Below are 15,006 nucleotides of genomic sequence, written 5' to 3' on the forward strand. Positions count from 1 at the left end.
CGGGCGGCCGGTCCGTCCCGCCGGCCCAGGGCACCGAGCCGGCCCGTACCCCGGCGCGGCAGCCCGCCGCCCGGGTGCCGCGACCGGCCCCACCCGCGGCTCCGGTCCGCCCCGCCGTCCCGATCGCGGCGAAGAGCCGATGAGCGGCACCCGGCAGCACGGTGACAACCGGACGGGCAGCCCGGAGCGTCCATTCCCCGTGAGCGACGACGAGCTGGAGCGGGCGCTGCGGGAGACCCTGTCCCGCCGCGTCGAGACGTCCCGCCCGCTGCCCGCCGACCCGGCCGGGGAGATCCTGCGCCGGGCCCGGCGCACGGGCCGGCGGCGTACGCTCACCGGCCTGGCCCTGGCCGGCGTCGCCACCGTGTTCGTCACCACCGGGGTGGCCCAGTTCAGCGCGTCGGGCGGCGACGGCGGCACGCCCACAGTGGTGCTCGGCGACCCGCCCGTCCTCTTCCCGTCCCCGGAGCCCTCCGGGCCGTCCTCGATCACCCGCTTCGGGCCGGTCCGCGCCGAACTCGACCTGCTCGTCGGTGACCGGCTGGACACCAGCGGAGGCGAACGGCGGCAGTTGGCCGGCGTGAGCGGCGTCGAACGGGCGCAGCGGATCCACGAGCAGGAGGGCTGGCTGCTCACCTCGGCGGCCACCGTCGCCGGCCGTACCCTCTGGTGGGTGCCGGTCGGTGGCTCCGCGCCGCAGGTCATGCTCGCCGCCGCGGACGCGGTGGCGGTCTCCCCGGACGGACGCCAGGTCGCCTGGCGGGACGGCACGGACCTGATCGCCGCCGGTGTGGTCGCCGGCCAGCTCATCGCGCCGGTCCGGATCGCCGCGCCGGAGGGTGCCGTGCCGGTCGGCTTCACCGGCGACGCGGTGCTGATCCAGCAGCCCGGCGACGGCGGGATGAGCGTCTGGAACCGCGCGCTGGGCGGGCAGCCGGGCCCGGTGAACCCGGACGTCCGCACCGTCTACGGCACCCGGCCCGACGGCCGGGTGGTCGGCCTGGTCGCCGCCGGGCGGGACGAGGAGCACTGCCTGGCCCTGCTCGACCCGGCCCGCGACCTCGCCCCGGTGCGTACCGGATGCGGTCTGAAGCTTGCCACCGACGGACTCGGCGCCGTCTCCTTCGACGGCCGGTGGCTGCTCGCCAACGGCACGTCGCGCACTGCCCTCCTGGTCGACCTGCGCGACCCGGCCAGCCCGGTCACCCACCCGGCCGGCCCGCTGCTGGCCGGCGGCGTGTCCTGGACGCGGGCCGGGGTGGCGCTGCACGTGGACGCGACCGGCGGGCTGGTCCGGGTCAAGCCCGAGCGGGTGCTGGCCGGTGACCGGCCCACTGCCTCGAAGGTCGAGGGGCTGGCGCCGGAGGACCGCCCGGTGGTGGTGGCCGACGTCCCCACGGTGCCGGACGGGGCGTAGCGTCGGGCGGGTGAGCGTCCCCGCCCGCATCGACCTGCACACCCACTCCACCGCCAGCGACGGCACCCTGACCCCCGCCGAGCTGGTCCGGGCCGCCGCCGACGCCGGGCTCGACGTGGTGGCACTCACCGACCACGACACCACCGCCGGCTGGGCGCCCGCCGTCGCCGCGCTGCCGCCCGGGCTCACCCTGATCCGCGGCGCGGAGATCTCCTGCCGGTGGTTCGGCGCCGAACCGGCGATCCCGCTGCACCTGCTCGCGTACCTGTTCGACCCGGCCGAGCCGCACCTGGCCGCGGAACTGGCCCGGGTCCGCCGGGCCCGCGAGGAACGCGGGAAGCGCATCGTCCGGCTGCTCCAGGCCGACGGCATCCCGGTGAGCTGGACGGAGATCCTGACCGGTGCGGGCGGCGGCACCGTCGGCCGCCCGCACATCGCGCAGGCGCTGATCCGGGCCGGTCTGGTCGCCACCACCACCGAGGCGTTCGGGCCGGACTGGCTCGGCGAGCGGTACCGGCTGCCCAAGGACGACATCGAGGTGTTCCAGGCGGTGGCGCTGGTGCGGGCGGCCGGCGGCGTGCCCGTCTTCGCCCACCCCAAGGCCAGCCGGCGCGGCCGGATCGTGCCGGACGAGCTGATCGCGGACCTGGCCGCGGCCGGCCTGGCCGGGCTGGAGGCCGACCACGAGGACCACGACCGGGCCGAGCGGGAGCACGTCCGCGGGCTCGCCGCCGACCTGGGACTGCTGGTCACCGGTTCGTCCGACTTCCACGGCACGCACAAGACCGTGCGGCTCGGCGCGCACACCACAGGGCCCGAGGCGTACGAGCGGATCGTCGCGCTGGCCCGCGGGGTGACCCCTGTCGCTTCGAGCTGAAGCGATCCGACGGCACGGCTACCGTGTCCGCGTGGATCTCAAGCTCTTCGGCGAGGTCTTCGTGACCCTGCTGGTGATCGTCGACCCGCCCGGAATGATGCCCATCTTCCTCGCGCTGACCGGGCCGCTGCCCGCGCGCGACCGGAACCGGGCTGCCTGGCAGGCCGTGGCGCTGGCGCTCGGGGTCATCGTGATCTTCGCGGTGGCGGGGCAGACGATCCTGGCGTACCTGCACGTCGACCTGCCCGCCCTCCAGGCGGCGGGCGGCCTGCTGCTGATCCTGGTCGCGCTGGAGCTGCTGACCGGCAAGGCGGACGACCCGAGCAACCAGGTCACCTCCAACATCGCGCTGGTGCCGCTCGGCACCCCGCTGCTGGCCGGGCCGGGCGCCATCGTGGCGACCATGCTGTTCGTGCAGCAGGCCGGCGGCGCCGTCGACTACCTCGCCATCGGGCTCGCCATCGTCGCGGTGATGGTGACCGTGTGGGTGGTGCTGCGCTTCTCCGGCGGGATCGTCAAGGTGCTGCGCCCCGGCGGCATCGAGGTGCTGACCCGGATCGCCGGTCTGCTGCTGGCCGCCATCGCCGTGCAGCTCATCGCCGACGCGATCGCCGCGTTCGTGACCCAGTACCTCAACAACGCCTGAGCGCGCTCGTCCGGTGTCGTACCCGGATGGCAGGATTGCCGGGTGCGACGACAGTCAGCAGCCAGTGGCTCCCGGGCTCCCCGACCCCGCGCCGAGCAGTCCGAGCAACTCGGCTTCGAGGGCATGCCGGAGCGCCTGTTCGTCTGCACACCGAGCAAACTCGGCGCGTACGCGGACTGTCCCCGCCGCTACCGCTACGCCTACGTGGACCGGCCCGCGCCGCCCAAGGGCCCGCCGTGGGCGCACAACTCGCTCGGAGCGAGCGTCCACACCGCGCTGAAGAACTGGTACGCGCTGGCCCCCGACCGCCGCCGCCCCGAGGTGCTCGGCACGCTGCTCAAGGGCACCTGGGTCCGCGAGGGCTACCGCGACGACGAGCAGGAGCGCGACGCCTTCCGGCGGGCGCTGACGTGGCTGGAGAGCTACGTGGCGGGCCTCGACCCGGCCGACGAGCCGGTCGGCGTGGAACGGGTGGTCGCGGTCAAGACCGCGGTGCTCGCGTTCAACGGCCGCACCGACCGGATCGACTCGCGTCCCGGTCCGGACGGGCGGCCCGAGCTGGTCATCGTCGACTACAAGACCGGCCGCACCGGCCTCGACACCGACGACGCGCGCGGCTCGCAGGCGCTCGCGCTCTACGCGTACGCGGCCGAGCGGGTGTTCCGCAAGCCGTGCCGCCGGGTCGAGCTGCACCACCTGCCCACCGGCACCGTCGCCGCCCACGAGCACACGCCGGAGTCCCTGCACCGGCAGCTCACCCGCGCCGAGGACACCGCCCGCGACATCATGGCCGCCGAGCGCGCGGTGGCCGACGGCACCGACCCCGACGCGGCGTTCCCGGCCGAGCCGGGTCCGCGGTGCGGCTGGTGCGACTACCGGCGTACGTGCCCGACCGGCGCGCAGACCCCCGGCAAGGAGCCCTGGTCGGCGGTCGAGCGGTTCGCCGACCCGGAGTGAGCGTGGGGCGCCGTCAGGCCGCGGTCAGGCGGGCGGCGCGTTCCTTGGCGGCCTGCTGCAACGGGCCCTCCCGGTAGCGCCGGGGCACCGCGGCCAGCGCCAGTCGCAGCGCCCGCGCGCTCAGGTCCGCCGACAGGGCGGTGGTGGGCAGGCCCAGCCCGCCGTAGAGCCGCAACGCCCACGGCGGCAGCATCCCCAGCGCGGTGGCGGCGATGCCGAAGTACGCCCAGCGCGGCGGCCCCAGGTTCAGGCCCACCCGCGCCGGCAGGCTGAGCTTCCACGGGATCGGCGGCGCGGTCAGGAACACCGCCGTCTCGGCCGCCTCCCGGGTCATCCGCAACTGCGGGCGTACGTCCCGGTAGTAGTCCGCCACCTCGGCGGCGGTACCCGGCACGTCGTCCGGGTCCAGCCCGACCAGGGCCGCCGACCGGCGCTGCTCGGTGTAGTAGCCGTCCACCTCGTCGTCGGTGAGCGCCAGCCCCGCCCGTCGGGCGGTGCTCACGAACGACTCCACCTCGGTGACGTGCACCCAGCGCAGCAGGTCCGGATCGTCGACGCGGAACTCCTCACCGGTGAACGGGTCGGTGGCGCGCATCCGGGCGTGCCGCGTCCGCAGCCGTCGCCCGGCCGCCTCCGCCTCGGCGGTGGTGCCGTAGATCGTCGTCCCCACGTACGTCGCCGTGCGGACCAGCCGCCCCCAGGCGTCGGTGCGGTAGTTGCTGTTCTGCGCGACGCCGGCCATCGCGCGGGGATGCAGCGCCTGGAGGTAGAGGGAGCGCAGGCCGGCGACGATCAGGATCGGTTCCTCGTGCACCTTCCACGTGACCGATCCCGGACCGAAGAGGCCGAGGTCTTCGGTGTCCACCGATCAAGAGTGCCACGCGTCGTCGTCGGCCGTCCTCGGTGCGGCGGACGTCCTCGGCGCTCCGGTCACTCGTCGGCGGAGCGGCGGGACTGGCAGGCCGGGCAGAGGCCCCAGAAGGTCACTTCCGCCTCGTCCAGCTCGAAGCCGTGCGCCACGTTCGGGTCCAGGCAGGGGGCGCTGCCGACCGCGCAGTCCACGTCGGCGATCTCCCCGCAGCCCCGGCACACCACGTGGTGGTGGTTGTCGCCGACCCGGGCCTCGTACCGCGCGGGACTGCCGGCCGGCTCGATCCGACGGGACAGGCCGGCCCGGGACAGGGCGCCGAGCACGTCGTAGACGGCCTGGGTGGAGACCGAGTCGATCCGCCGGCGGACCCGCCGGGTGATCTCGTCCACCTCCAGGTGACCGCCGGCGGAGAGCACGTCCAGCACGGCGAGACGCGGCCGGGTGACCCGTAGGCCCCTCGACCGGAGCAGCTCCTCACCTGTGGACATGGATCCATGACAGCACGGGGCAGGCGGGCCGACAAGCGAGCGTTGTTCACCCGTGGCCGGGGCCACAGGTGAACCGGAGCCGCCACGCGTGCGTGTATCGAGGAAGACGGCGTCACGCCGTACGCTGAGCGCGCCAAACCACCCACTCGCCGGAGGTGTCGGTGTTCAGGGAAATCAACGGTCTGCCGGTCCACGTGCTCGTCATCCACGCGGCGGTGGTGCTGGTGCCGCTGCTGGCACTGCTCGCCGTCGCGTACGGGGTGCTGCCCCGCTGGCGGCCCCGCCTCGGCTGGGCGGTCGCGGCGCTCGCCGTGGTCACCCCGATCGTCGCCTGGGTGGCGACCGAGTCCGGCGAGGAGCTGGAGGAGGCCCTGCGCGCGAAGGGCTACCCGCCGGACCGGCTGCAGCAGATCCACGAGCACGCCGAGTACGGCGACACGCTGTTCTGGTTCGCGCTCGGGCTCGGCGTGGTGGCGCTGCTGCTCGTGCTGTCGACGAGCCGCTTCGTCGCGGGCCGGAACCTGCCCCGCTGGCTCCCGATCGTGCTCACCGTCGTGGTGGCGGTGCTCGCGGTCTTCGCGCTCGTGTACGTCTACCTGACCGGGGACAGCGGCGCCAAGATGGTCTGGGACGGCGTCGTCTGACCGCTGCGGGTCAGAACAGCACCCGCGAGCAGAGCAGGCAGGTGAGCAGGACCAGCACCACCGCCACGGCCGCCCCGATGCCGTAGGTGAGCCGCTGCGCGCGCTGCTCCGCCTGGTCCATCGCGGCCATGTCCTGCGGCGGGAGCCGGCGGGGCGGTGACGGCTGCACGTGTACCGGTGGCCGCCAGCCGGGCGGCGGAGGCGTGCTCGGCGGCGGTCCCGCGTACCCCGAGGGCGGCGGGCTGCCGGCGGGCGCGCCCCCGAACTGCGGGCCACCGGCGGGCGGGCCGGCACCGGGCGTGTCCGGCCACGCGCCGCCGGCCACCGTCCAGCCGCCTGCCGCCTCCGGCCGGGCCCACGGGCTCTCGGTGGCCGCCTCGCGTGACCACGGGCTGGCGTTCCCGGCCGCCTCGGGGTTGTCGGCGGCTGCTCCGGTTGTCTCGACGTCCTCGGTGACGGCGGGCTCTGCCGTGGGGGCGGCGGGCTCTGCTGGGAGGGCGGTCGGCTCGGGCTGCCCGGCGGTCCCGGCCGGTTGGTCCGGGCGTCGCCAGGTCTCGTCGTCGGGGCTGCCACCGCTCGGCGTCGTCACGCCGTCCGACGCTACCAACGCCCCGGGCCGGTCGGCCGCCCGACGCGTCGATCACCGCCACCCCGGCCCGTGGCGCCCGGTGTGTGGCGTTCCGACGGCTCCCGGCCCGGTACGGCCGGGCTCGGGACGATCCGGCCGGTCCCGGGGATCGAGCCGGCGGCCCGTTCGGCGGTATCGTTGCTGATCGTGACCGAACCCGCCATCCGGACACCGCGCGACGACGACGACCGCGTGGTCGACCTCAGCGACGACTTCGTGGTGCTGCCCGAGCAGACCAGCGACGACACCGACCGTGGCTGGGGCGAGCGCCCCGGCGGCAACGACGACTGGCTGCTCGCCGAGCGTCCCCCGCACTGGGGCTGATCGCGCCGCGGCGGGCTGCTCGCCGGGCTCGCGTCAGCCGCGTACCACCACGGCGAAGCGGCTGCCTTCCGGCAACCCGACCGCCCGCCGGGCCTGCTCCGGCGGCAGCGCCAGGTAGAGCGCCGAGGAGCCGTCGACCGCTCCGGTGGCGCCGACCACGTCGAGCACCAGGGCGCGTGGAGCCAGCAGCGTGGGGTCGGGCGTACCGCCGGCCGGCACGACGAGCAGGTCGACCCGGGCACCCGGGCGCAGCACCGCGAGGGCGGCCGGCTCGGCCAGCCGGATCGGTACGCCGACCGCACCGGCCGGCAGGGCGGGGGTGCCGCCGGACGGCGACGCCGTCGCCGAGGCGGCCGGCAGGACACGGGGTGGTGGGCAGGACGGCGGCGTCTGGAGCACCGCGGCGGCCAGCCCCAGCAGCACCGCGACGAGCGTCACCCGCAGCAGCGTCCGGCGCCGGGGCAGCCCGCGCCAGCGGACCGGACGCAACGTCGCCTCGCCATCCGTCACCGCTGCCTCCCACCGCCGGCCGACCATCCGACCGCAGGCTAGGCCCGGCCGCCCGGCTCCCGCCGCCCCACCGCCCGCCCCTGTGGATAACCCGCCCGCTTGTGGAAAACCGTTCCCCGGGACCAGCGCGGAGGCCCGGTGCGGCCGGGACCGCCAGCTCGGGGAGCTTGCTGCTTCCGGACCGGCGGATGCAGCAACCTCCCCGAGGTGGCGACCATTCGCCACCTTCCGACGCAGCAACCTCGCCGAGGTGGCGAGCATCCGCCACCGGCCGATGCGGCAACCTCGCCGAGCCCGGCGAGCATCCGCCGCGAACGGAACGTGGCCGCCCCCGAGCGGGAACGGCCACGTGTCGCGTGCGAGCAGCGGGTCAGGACGAGCTGGACGCCGCCGGTGCCTTGCTCGCCGTCGACCCGGAACCGGACGAAGAAGACGACCCGGACGAGGAAGACGAGCCGGACGACGAGGACGAGGAGTCCGACGACGACGAGGACGAGGACGACTCGGACTTGGCCGGCTTGCTCGTGGTCGAGGAGCCGTTGTCGGAACCGGACGAACGGGAGTCCGTACGGTAGAAGCCGGAGCCCTTGAACACGATGCCCACCGAGTTGAAGAGCTTTCGCAGCCGCCCCTCACACGCCGGGCACTCGGTCAGCGGCTCGTCCGAGAAGGACTGCACCGCCTCGAGCTGGTGGCCGCACGCGGTGCAGGCGTACTGGTACGTGGGCACGTTCTCCTCCGGATCTTCGGCACGGCCTTCTGGCACTCGTGGTCTTCGAGTGCCAATGGTGCGTCATGACCCCCGCATTCGTCCAGCGGAAGCGCCCGGCCCCACACCCGGGACCGCCACCAGCCCGTCCGCCGGAGTGATCACACAGTGCACCGGGCGGTCGTGCGGCAGGGCGGGCACCGCCTCCACCAGTTCGCCGTCGTGCAGCAGTGCCACCGTCGGCACCGTGGCGGGCACCCGGGCCAGCGCGCGGTCGTACGAGCCGCCGCCGCGGCCCAGCCGGATGCCCCGGCGGTCCACAGCCACCGCCGGCACCACGACCAGGGCGGCTCCGGCCACCGCGGTCCGCCCCCGGGGCGCTGCGGTCGGCTCGCGCAGGCCCCGGCCGGCGGCGCGCAACGACTCCGGGCCGGTGTACGGGGCCCAGTCCAGGTCCAGGTCCTCGCGCAGCACCGGCAGCAGCAGTTCGGCGTCGGGCGGCAGCGCGGCGAGCAGCACGTCCGGCAGGTCGTGCCCGCCGGGCTCGGAGGCGACCGGCACGTACGCGCTCATCCTGGCCGGGCGCAGGCGGCGTACCAACGTCACCAGCTCGGCCTGGACGGCGGCCGCAGCCACCGCGCGGTCGGCCGCGGACAGCGACCGGCGCGCGGCGAGTAGCGCGATGCGCATCTCCCGCTTCGCATCGTGCGCTTCATCCGAAAATTCCGGCACGCAACACTCCTGACGCAACGCTTGCCTAATGGTCGCTCTGTGTCAGCATCGCACCAAGGGAGCGGAACTTCCGGGGGGAAGATTGACGCTACGCGGGCGGTTGACGGCGGCTTTCCTCGCGGTGGTCCTCGGCCCCGTCCTGCTCGGCGCGTTCTTCGTCGGGACCACGCTCAGCGCCGTCGACCGCAGCCGCGCCACCGAACGGCTGGGCCTGGCCGCGGCCGGTGTGCGTACCTCGATCGACGCGCTCTGCCAGCAACTTCGCGCGGCGGCCGACGCGGTCGCGCTGGTCGGCGACCCGGTCGTCCGGTCGCGCGCGGCCGACCAGGTGGTCGCCCGAGGGCTGGCCGCCGCCGTGCTGATCGCCGACGCCGCCGGCCGCACCACCTACACCACGCCGGACGGACCGGCCGGGCGCTGGCAGGACTGCGCTGGCGCACCAGCCACCGGCGTCGCGGCGCTCTCCGCCCAGGTCCGGCTCCGCGACCCGGCCGGTACCGACCTGGGCGCGGTCGCCGCCGCCCAGCCCGTCGACCGGGCCTTCGTGGCGCGGCTCGCCGCCGTGACCGGCGTCGGGGTCACCCTCCTCGACGCCCCCGGCGGCATCACCCACACGACCGAGGACCAGGGGGTACGCGCAGCGGTGCTGGCCGCCGCCGGCAAGGCGGACGGGAACCGGGTGACAGGCACCGGCGACGGCCGGTACGTGCGGCGGGTCGGTCCGTCTCCCGGTCAGCCGCTCCCACTGGTGCTGTCGGTGCCGGGGGAGCGCGCGCCCGGCCTGTACGGGGCGCTGATCGCCGCCGTCGCGCTCGCCGCCCTGCTCGCCGTGCTGGCGGCCTGGCGGCTGGCCCGGGTGACCACCCGGCCGCTCGGTGAGCTGGCCGGCGCGGTGGACCGGGTGGCACGCGGCGACCTGAGCGCCCGGGTGCCGGTGCGCAGCCGCGACGAGATCGGGCGGCTCGCAAGCGCGTTCAACCGGATGACCCGGGAGACCGGCACCTACGTGACGGCGCTGACCAGCAGCCGCGACCAGCTCCGCAACCACCTCGCGGTGCTCGGTGACACGCTCGCCAGCACGCACGACCTGCAACGCATCCTGCGGGTGATCCTGGACAGCGCTATCGCCGCCACCGGCGCCCGGGCCGGCGCGGTGCTGCTCGTCGACGGCGACGGCGTCCTCGTCGGCCGGTGCGTGGAAGGGCTGACCGGGCGCTGGCCGACGAGCGACCCGGCCGACCCGGCGACGCTGCGGGTCGCGGTCGGCGCCGGGGTGCTCGGCGCGGTGGCCGCCACCGGCGAACCGCTGCGCGGGCGGTGGGCGCCGCCGGACACGCCGACCGGGGAGCCGACCTGCGAGACGTACGTGGCCGTGCCGTTCGCCACCCCCGGCGGCACCGATCCGCGCGGCCCGGACCGGCCCGGCCACCCGCCCGCCGACGGCGACCCGCCCGGCTCGGCCTGCGCGGCGCTCGGCGTACTCGTGCTCTACGACCGGCTCGGCGGGCACGGGTTCCACGACGACGACGTGGTGACGCTGCGGACGTTCGCCGGGCACGCGGCGGTCGCGGTGGAGAACGTCCGGGTGCACGAGGAGGCCCAGCGGCTCTCCCTCACCGACCCGCTGACCGGGCTGTGGAACTACCGCTACCTGCGTGAGTCGATCCGCCGCGAGGTGGAGCGGGCGAACCGGTTCGGCCGGATGCTCAGCGTCCTCGCGCTCGACCTGGACCGGTTCAAGAACGTCAACGACACCTGGGGCCACGCCGCCGGGGACGCCGTGCTGGTCGAGTTCGCCCGCCGGGTACGCGGCGTGATCCGCGAGGTGGACCTGGCGTTCCGGCAGGGCGGCGAGGAGTTCGTGGTGCTGCTGCCGGAGACCGACGCCCGGGGTGCCACGATCGTCGCCGAGCGGCTCGGCGCGGTGGTACGCGACCAGCCGGTGACAGTCGAGGGGAGCGGCGACGAGCCGGTGCGGGTGCCGGTGACCGTCTCCATCGGCATCGCCGTCTACCCGGACCACGCCGCCGGCGGCCAGCAGGTGCTCGACGCCGCCGACGACGCGTTGTACGCGGCGAAGGCCGCCGGACGCGACGGCTACCGGCTCGCCCCGGCGCCCGATCCGGTGCCCACCCAGGAGATCCCGGTGGTGGCCGCCGGTGCCGGCCCGCCGGACGGGCTGCCCCGGGCCGGCGCGGCGGACCCGGCGGGCACCGTCCAGGGCGGCGCGTCTTCCGGTCCTCACCCGCCGCGGCAGAGCCGTGGCCGATAGTCTCGCGACATGTCGGAGCACTCAGCGAACCCCTCAGCGACCCCCGGTCGCTCCCGCGCGGTCAAGGCCGTGATCCCGGCCGCCGGCCTGGCCACCCGGTTCCTGCCGGCCACCAAGGCGGTTCCCAAGGAACTGCTGCCGGTCGTGGACCGGCCGGTGCTGCAGTACATCGTCGAGGAGGCCGCCCAGGCCGGTATCGACGACATCCTGCTGATCACCGGTCGCGGCAAGACCTCGATGGTGGACCACTTCGACCGCCGGCCCGACCTGGAGGAACGGCTCGCCAAGAAGCCCGAGCTGCTGGCCGAGGTCAAGCGCACCGAGGAACTCGCCGCGATCTACACGGTCCGCCAGCCGGAGCAGCTCGGCCTCGGCCACGCCGTCGGGTACGCCGAGTCGCACGTCGGCGACGCGCCCTTCGCGGTGCTGCTCGGCGACGAGTTCGTCAAGCCCTCCGAGCCGCTGCTGCCGGCCATGCTGGAGCTTCAGGCCCGCACCGGCGGCGTGGTGCTCGCGTTCTTCGAGGTCGACCCGGCCGAGACCAGCCGGTACGGCATCGCGTCGGTCGAGCCGGCCGAGTCGGAGTACGCCGACATCGCCGAGGTCGTCAAGGTCACCGGCATGGTGGAGAAGCCCAGCCCGGAGGACGCCCCCAGCAACCTCGCCGTCCTCGGCCGGTACGTGCTCCCCGGGAGGATCTTCGACGCGATCCGGCGTACCCAGCCGGGCAGCGGCGGCGAGATCCAGCTGACCGACGCGATGGAGCTGCTGCGTACCGAGGGGGTGCCGGTGCACGCCATCGTCTACCGGGGCACCCGTTACGACACCGGCATGCCGCTCGGCTACCTCCAGACCGTGGTGCAGATCGCCGCCGAGCGGGACGACCTGGGCGCCGAGTTCCGCAAGTGGCTGACCGAGTTCGTCAACAACGGTGACGAGACAGTCACCGCAGCCGTCCTCAACGGCATCCGCGACGCGTCCGGCGGTGCCGATACATGACCGCGACGGCCGACGCCGAGGCGGCCGCGAACGAGTTGACGCCGCTCGCCGACTACCTGGGCAGTGTGCTGCGCAGGTTACGCGCGCTGCCTCCACTCGACCTCGACCTGACCCAGGCGTACGGCAACGTGCTCGCCGAGGACGTGGTCGCCCCGCACTCGTACCCCGCCTTCGACCAGGCGGCGGTGGACGGGTACGCCGCGCGCTGGGAGGACATCTCCGGTGGGAGTCGGGGGGGGGGGGGGGGGGGGGGGGGGGGGGGGGGGGGGGGGGGGGGCGGGGCGCGGCCCGCAGGCGCGCGGGGCGCGGGGGGGGGGCGCCGGGCGCGGGGGGGGGGCGCGGCCTGGGAGGGGGGGGGGGGGGGGGGGGGGGCCCCGCCGCCCCCCCCCCCCCCTCCGGTATGCCCGGCGGCCGCAGCATCCGCCTCAACGTGGTGGGTGACCTGGGCGCGGCGAGCTGGCGGCCGGTCCGGCTCACCCCCGGCTCCTGCTTCTCGGTGGCGGCGGGCGCGCCGCTGCCGATCGGCGCGGACGTGGTCGTCCCGGTGGAGTGGACCGACCAGGGCATGGCCGCCGTCGAGATCTTCCGCGCCCCCAAACGGGGGTACGGCCTGCGCCGCGCCGGGGAGGAACTGGTCGCGGGCACGCTGCTCGCCCGCGCCGGCGCGTACGTCTCACCGGCCCTGGTCGCGGTGTTCGCCGCCACCGGCATCGGGCACGTGGTGGTGCGGCCCAGCCCGCGCGTGGTCATCGTGGCCACCGGCGACGAACTGGTGGACGTGGGCCGGGGCAGCCAGCCCGGGCAGGTGGTGGACACCAACTCGCACGCGCTGACCGCGGCGGCGGCCGAGGCGGGCGCGCTCGCGTACCGGGTGGGGATCTGCGACGACGACCCGGAGGCGCTGCGCGGCCTGCTGGAGGACCAGACGCTGCGCGCCGACCTGATCATCACGACCGGCGGCACCGGCACCGGCCCCGGCGACATGGTCCGCCGCATCCTGTCCCGCCGCGACGGCGGCCGGGCCGGGCCGGTCACCTTCACAGAGGTGGCCCTCTATCCCGGAACGGCCCTCGGGTTCGGTACGGTCGGCGCCGAGGAGGTGCCGGTGGTGTGTCTTCCCGGTGAGCCCGGCGCGGCGCTGATCGGCTTCGAGGTGCTGGCCCGGCCGGCCATCCAGCTGCTGGCCGGGGCCGAGCCGGTGTTCCGGCCGAGCGTCCGCGCCCACCTGCTGGAGACGGTCTCGTCCCCGGTGGGCCTGCGCGAGTTCCGGCCCGCGCACGTGGCCGAGCGGCGCGGCGGCGGGTACACGGTGCAGCCGCTCGCCGGTGGCCCGTACACGCTGTCCGGCCTGTCCGACGCGAACGGCCTGCTGGTGCTCGGCGAGCGGGTCACCACCGCCGCCGCCGGGTCTACGGTGGATGTTCTCCTGCTGGACCGGCGCCGGTGAGCGCGAGGAGTGAGCTTGCGAGCCCCGCAGTCGCGAGCGAAAGGCCGGCTCCGTGAGGTTCCGGCGGGCGCCGGGGTGGCCGGCGGTGCTGGTGGACGGTCCGGTGGTGCTGCGGCCGTACCGGCGATCGGACGCCACCGCCTGGTCGGAGATCCGGCGGGCGAACCGGGAGTGGCTGGCGCCGTGGGAGTCCCATGTGCCCGGCGGCTGGTACGAGACGAACTCGCCCGCCGCGTTCCGCCTGGTGCACGCCGACCAGCGCAAGTCCGCGCGTACCGGTGAGGGCATGCCGTTCGCCGTCTGCCTGCGCGAGAACGGGCAGGAGCGGCTGGTCGGCCACGTGAACGTGGGCAGCATCGTGCGGCGGGCGTTCTGCTCCGGGTACGTGGGCTACTGGGTGGACTCCCGGGTGGCCGGTCGCGGCGTGATCCCGACCGCTGTGGCGCTCGCCGTGGACCACGCGTTCGGGCCGGGCGGTCTGCACCGGATCGAGGTGAACATCCGGCCGGAGAACACGCCGTCCCGGCGGGTGGTGGAGAAACTCGGCTTCCGCGAGGAGGCCTATCACGTGCGCTACATGCACATCGACGGCGCGTGGCGCGACCACATCGGATACGCGATGACGGGCGAGGAAGTAGTAGCCGAGGGCGGCTTGCTGGCGCGGTGGCACCGCGTACGTGACAACCGCCGCTGAGGCGAACGCCCGGCGCGGCGCACTGTGAACCGGGTCGGCGGCCCGTAACCTCAAGTAACTGCAAGCTGTGGCAAGCGCTGCCCGCCCGCACGAAGTGCGCCGTAAACGACGGTCGACGGAAGAAGTTGCGGCGGTCGGCGCTCGCCGGAGAACTTTGGTGACGGGAGGGGTGAGGGTGCCCACGTCGGTGCTCCTCGCCGTCCTCGCCGCCGCCGGTCTGCTCGCCCTCGCTCCGGCGCTGGTCCGCCGGTACGACGCCACCGAGCGGCTGGTGGCGGAGCGGGCGCAGTCGACGGCGCGGGTGCTCCAGCGCCGGCGTCGACGGCGCACCGTGCCCGGGCGGCGACCGCTGCACCCGCCGCGCTCCCTCGTTGTGACCCTCAGTGAAGACTCCGACACGGGTAGTCTTGCCCGTCCGGTCTCCGCGCCGCCGCTGCGCCGGCGCTCCGGGCGACTCCGGCCCGTCTCCGCGGTGCCGGCCCAGTCCCGCCGACGGCACCCGCCCCGCCGACGGCACACCCCGGCGATCTACCGCCGGCGCCGGGTGCTGGCCGCGCTGCTGCTGCTCAACCTGGTCGAGCTGGGCGGCGTGGTGCTCGTCGGACCCGGGTTCTGGATCAGCGTCTCGGTCACCGGCACGCTGCTCGTCGCGTACGTCGTACACCTGCGGCAGCGTGCCCTGGCCGAGCGCCGGCGGCGGCGTGCGGACGCCCGCGAGGCGGCCTGGCTGGCCGCCCGCCAGGCCGAGGTGCGCCGCGAGCAGGCCCGGCGCGCGGCGGCCCGGCGGGAGG

The 15,006-nt window shown here is 75.4% G+C and carries 16 protein-coding genes and 3 pseudogenes; 13 read left to right on the plus strand and 6 right to left on the minus strand.

From position 1 onward, the window contains the following. Nucleotides 1–199: 199 nt before the first annotated feature. From AC2CHG_RS23435 to AC2CHG_RS23450, 4 genes are all read left to right on the plus strand, one after another. Nucleotides 200–1,417, plus strand: coding sequence for a hypothetical protein (locus AC2CHG_RS23435; RefSeq protein ID WP_484525588.1), 1,218 nt, complete (start codon nt 200–202; stop codon nt 1,415–1,417). A gap of 10 nt (nt 1,418–1,427) precedes the next feature. Next, nucleotides 1,428–2,294, plus strand: coding sequence for a PHP domain-containing protein (locus AC2CHG_RS23440; protein ID WP_402809494.1), 867 nt, complete (start codon nt 1,428–1,430; stop codon nt 2,292–2,294). A gap of 31 nt (nt 2,295–2,325) precedes the next feature. Further along, entirely contained in the window at nt 2,326–2,940 is a 615-nt protein-coding gene (locus AC2CHG_RS23445; protein WP_013283903.1) for a MarC family protein, read from the plus strand. 123 nt (nt 2,941–3,063) lie between these two features. Continuing rightward, nucleotides 3,064–3,897 carry a RecB family exonuclease gene (locus AC2CHG_RS23450; RefSeq protein ID WP_262012763.1) on the plus strand — a complete coding sequence of 278 codons (834 nt, stop codon included), beginning with the start codon at nt 3,064–3,066 and terminating at the stop codon, nt 3,895–3,897. A gap of 13 nt (nt 3,898–3,910) precedes the next feature. Here AC2CHG_RS23450 and AC2CHG_RS23455 read toward each other — a convergent pair whose 3' ends face one another. Together AC2CHG_RS23455 and AC2CHG_RS23460 are read right to left on the minus strand one after the other, a co-directional pair. Beyond that, nucleotides 3,911–4,762 (minus strand): oxygenase MpaB family protein, encoded by an 852-nt coding sequence (locus AC2CHG_RS23455; protein WP_135243205.1) that lies wholly within the window; start codon nt 4,760–4,762, stop codon nt 3,911–3,913. Between the two features lie 65 nt (nt 4,763–4,827). Further along, nucleotides 4,828–5,256, minus strand: coding sequence for a Fur family transcriptional regulator (locus AC2CHG_RS23460; protein ID WP_484525589.1), 429 nt, complete (start codon nt 5,254–5,256; stop codon nt 4,828–4,830). A 161-nt stretch (nt 5,257–5,417) separates the two neighbouring features. On the opposite strand from AC2CHG_RS23460, the gene AC2CHG_RS23465 reads away from it, so the two are divergent. Continuing rightward, nucleotides 5,418–5,900, plus strand: a complete 483-nt coding sequence (locus AC2CHG_RS23465) for a DUF2231 domain-containing protein (protein ID WP_262012651.1) — start codon at nt 5,418–5,420, stop codon at nt 5,898–5,900. Between the two features lie 10 nt (nt 5,901–5,910). Here the strand turns inward: AC2CHG_RS23465 and AC2CHG_RS23470 are convergent, their stop codons facing one another. Continuing rightward, complete coding sequence (locus tag AC2CHG_RS23470; RefSeq protein WP_484525590.1) at nt 5,911–6,489, minus strand: hypothetical protein; 579 nt, start codon at nt 6,487–6,489, stop codon at nt 5,911–5,913. Nucleotides 6,490–6,675: 186 nt separating this feature from the next. On the opposite strand from AC2CHG_RS23470, the gene AC2CHG_RS23475 reads away from it, so the two are divergent. Further along, complete coding sequence (locus AC2CHG_RS23475; RefSeq protein WP_194798979.1) at nt 6,676–6,852, plus strand: hypothetical protein; 177 nt, start codon at nt 6,676–6,678, stop codon at nt 6,850–6,852. 33 nt (nt 6,853–6,885) lie between these two features. Here the strand turns inward: AC2CHG_RS23475 and AC2CHG_RS23480 are convergent, their stop codons facing one another. Beyond that, nucleotides 6,886–7,362 (minus strand): flagellar biosynthesis protein FlgA, encoded by a 477-nt coding sequence (locus AC2CHG_RS23480; RefSeq protein WP_262012649.1) that lies wholly within the window; start codon nt 7,360–7,362, stop codon nt 6,886–6,888. 356 nt (nt 7,363–7,718) lie between these two features. On the opposite strand from AC2CHG_RS23480, the gene AC2CHG_RS23485 reads away from it, so the two are divergent. After that, nucleotides 7,719–7,937, plus strand: a complete 219-nt coding sequence (locus AC2CHG_RS23485) for a hypothetical protein (RefSeq protein WP_262012762.1) — start codon at nt 7,719–7,721, stop codon at nt 7,935–7,937. A gap of 62 nt (nt 7,938–7,999) precedes the next feature. On the opposite strand, the pseudogene AC2CHG_RS23490 reads toward AC2CHG_RS23485, so the two are convergent. After that, nucleotides 8,000–8,128, minus strand: a pseudogene (locus AC2CHG_RS23490) (FmdB family zinc ribbon protein); the annotation flags it as partial. A gap of 27 nt (nt 8,129–8,155) precedes the next feature. Next, entirely contained in the window at nt 8,156–8,803 is a 648-nt protein-coding gene (locus AC2CHG_RS23495) for a 5-formyltetrahydrofolate cyclo-ligase (RefSeq protein ID WP_484525591.1), read from the minus strand. An 82-nt stretch (nt 8,804–8,885) separates the two neighbouring features. Between AC2CHG_RS23495 and AC2CHG_RS23500 the strand changes: the two genes are divergently transcribed. The 6 genes and pseudogenes from AC2CHG_RS23500 to sepX form a co-directional block, all read left to right on the plus strand. After that, nucleotides 8,886–11,075: a GGDEF domain-containing protein gene (locus AC2CHG_RS23500; RefSeq protein ID WP_484525592.1), complete on the plus strand. Its 2,190-nt coding sequence runs from the start codon at nt 8,886–8,888 to the stop codon at nt 11,073–11,075. 9 nt (nt 11,076–11,084) lie between these two features. After that, nucleotides 11,085–12,074: a UTP--glucose-1-phosphate uridylyltransferase gene (locus AC2CHG_RS23505; RefSeq protein ID WP_402809514.1), complete on the plus strand. Its 990-nt coding sequence runs from the start codon at nt 11,085–11,087 to the stop codon at nt 12,072–12,074. Continuing rightward, nucleotides 12,071–12,307 (plus strand): annotated as a pseudogene (locus AC2CHG_RS23510) (molybdopterin molybdotransferase MoeA); the annotation flags it as partial. The gene AC2CHG_RS23505 and the pseudogene AC2CHG_RS23510, both read left to right, overlap by 4 nt. Nucleotides 12,308–12,483: 176 nt before the next feature. Next, a pseudogene (locus AC2CHG_RS23515) lies at nt 12,484–13,521 on the plus strand (molybdopterin molybdotransferase MoeA); the annotation flags it as partial. 52 nt (nt 13,522–13,573) lie between these two features. After that, nucleotides 13,574–14,215: a GNAT family N-acetyltransferase gene (locus tag AC2CHG_RS23520; protein ID WP_355514435.1), complete on the plus strand. Its 642-nt coding sequence runs from the start codon at nt 13,574–13,576 to the stop codon at nt 14,213–14,215. Between the two features lie 169 nt (nt 14,216–14,384). Next, nucleotides 14,385–15,006, plus strand: a 622-nt coding sequence (sepX, locus tag AC2CHG_RS23525; protein ID WP_484525593.1) for a divisome protein SepX/GlpR, incomplete at its 3' end; no start/stop codon positions are given.

It is taken from the genome of Micromonospora sp. ATLC20 (genome assembly GCF_057196585.1).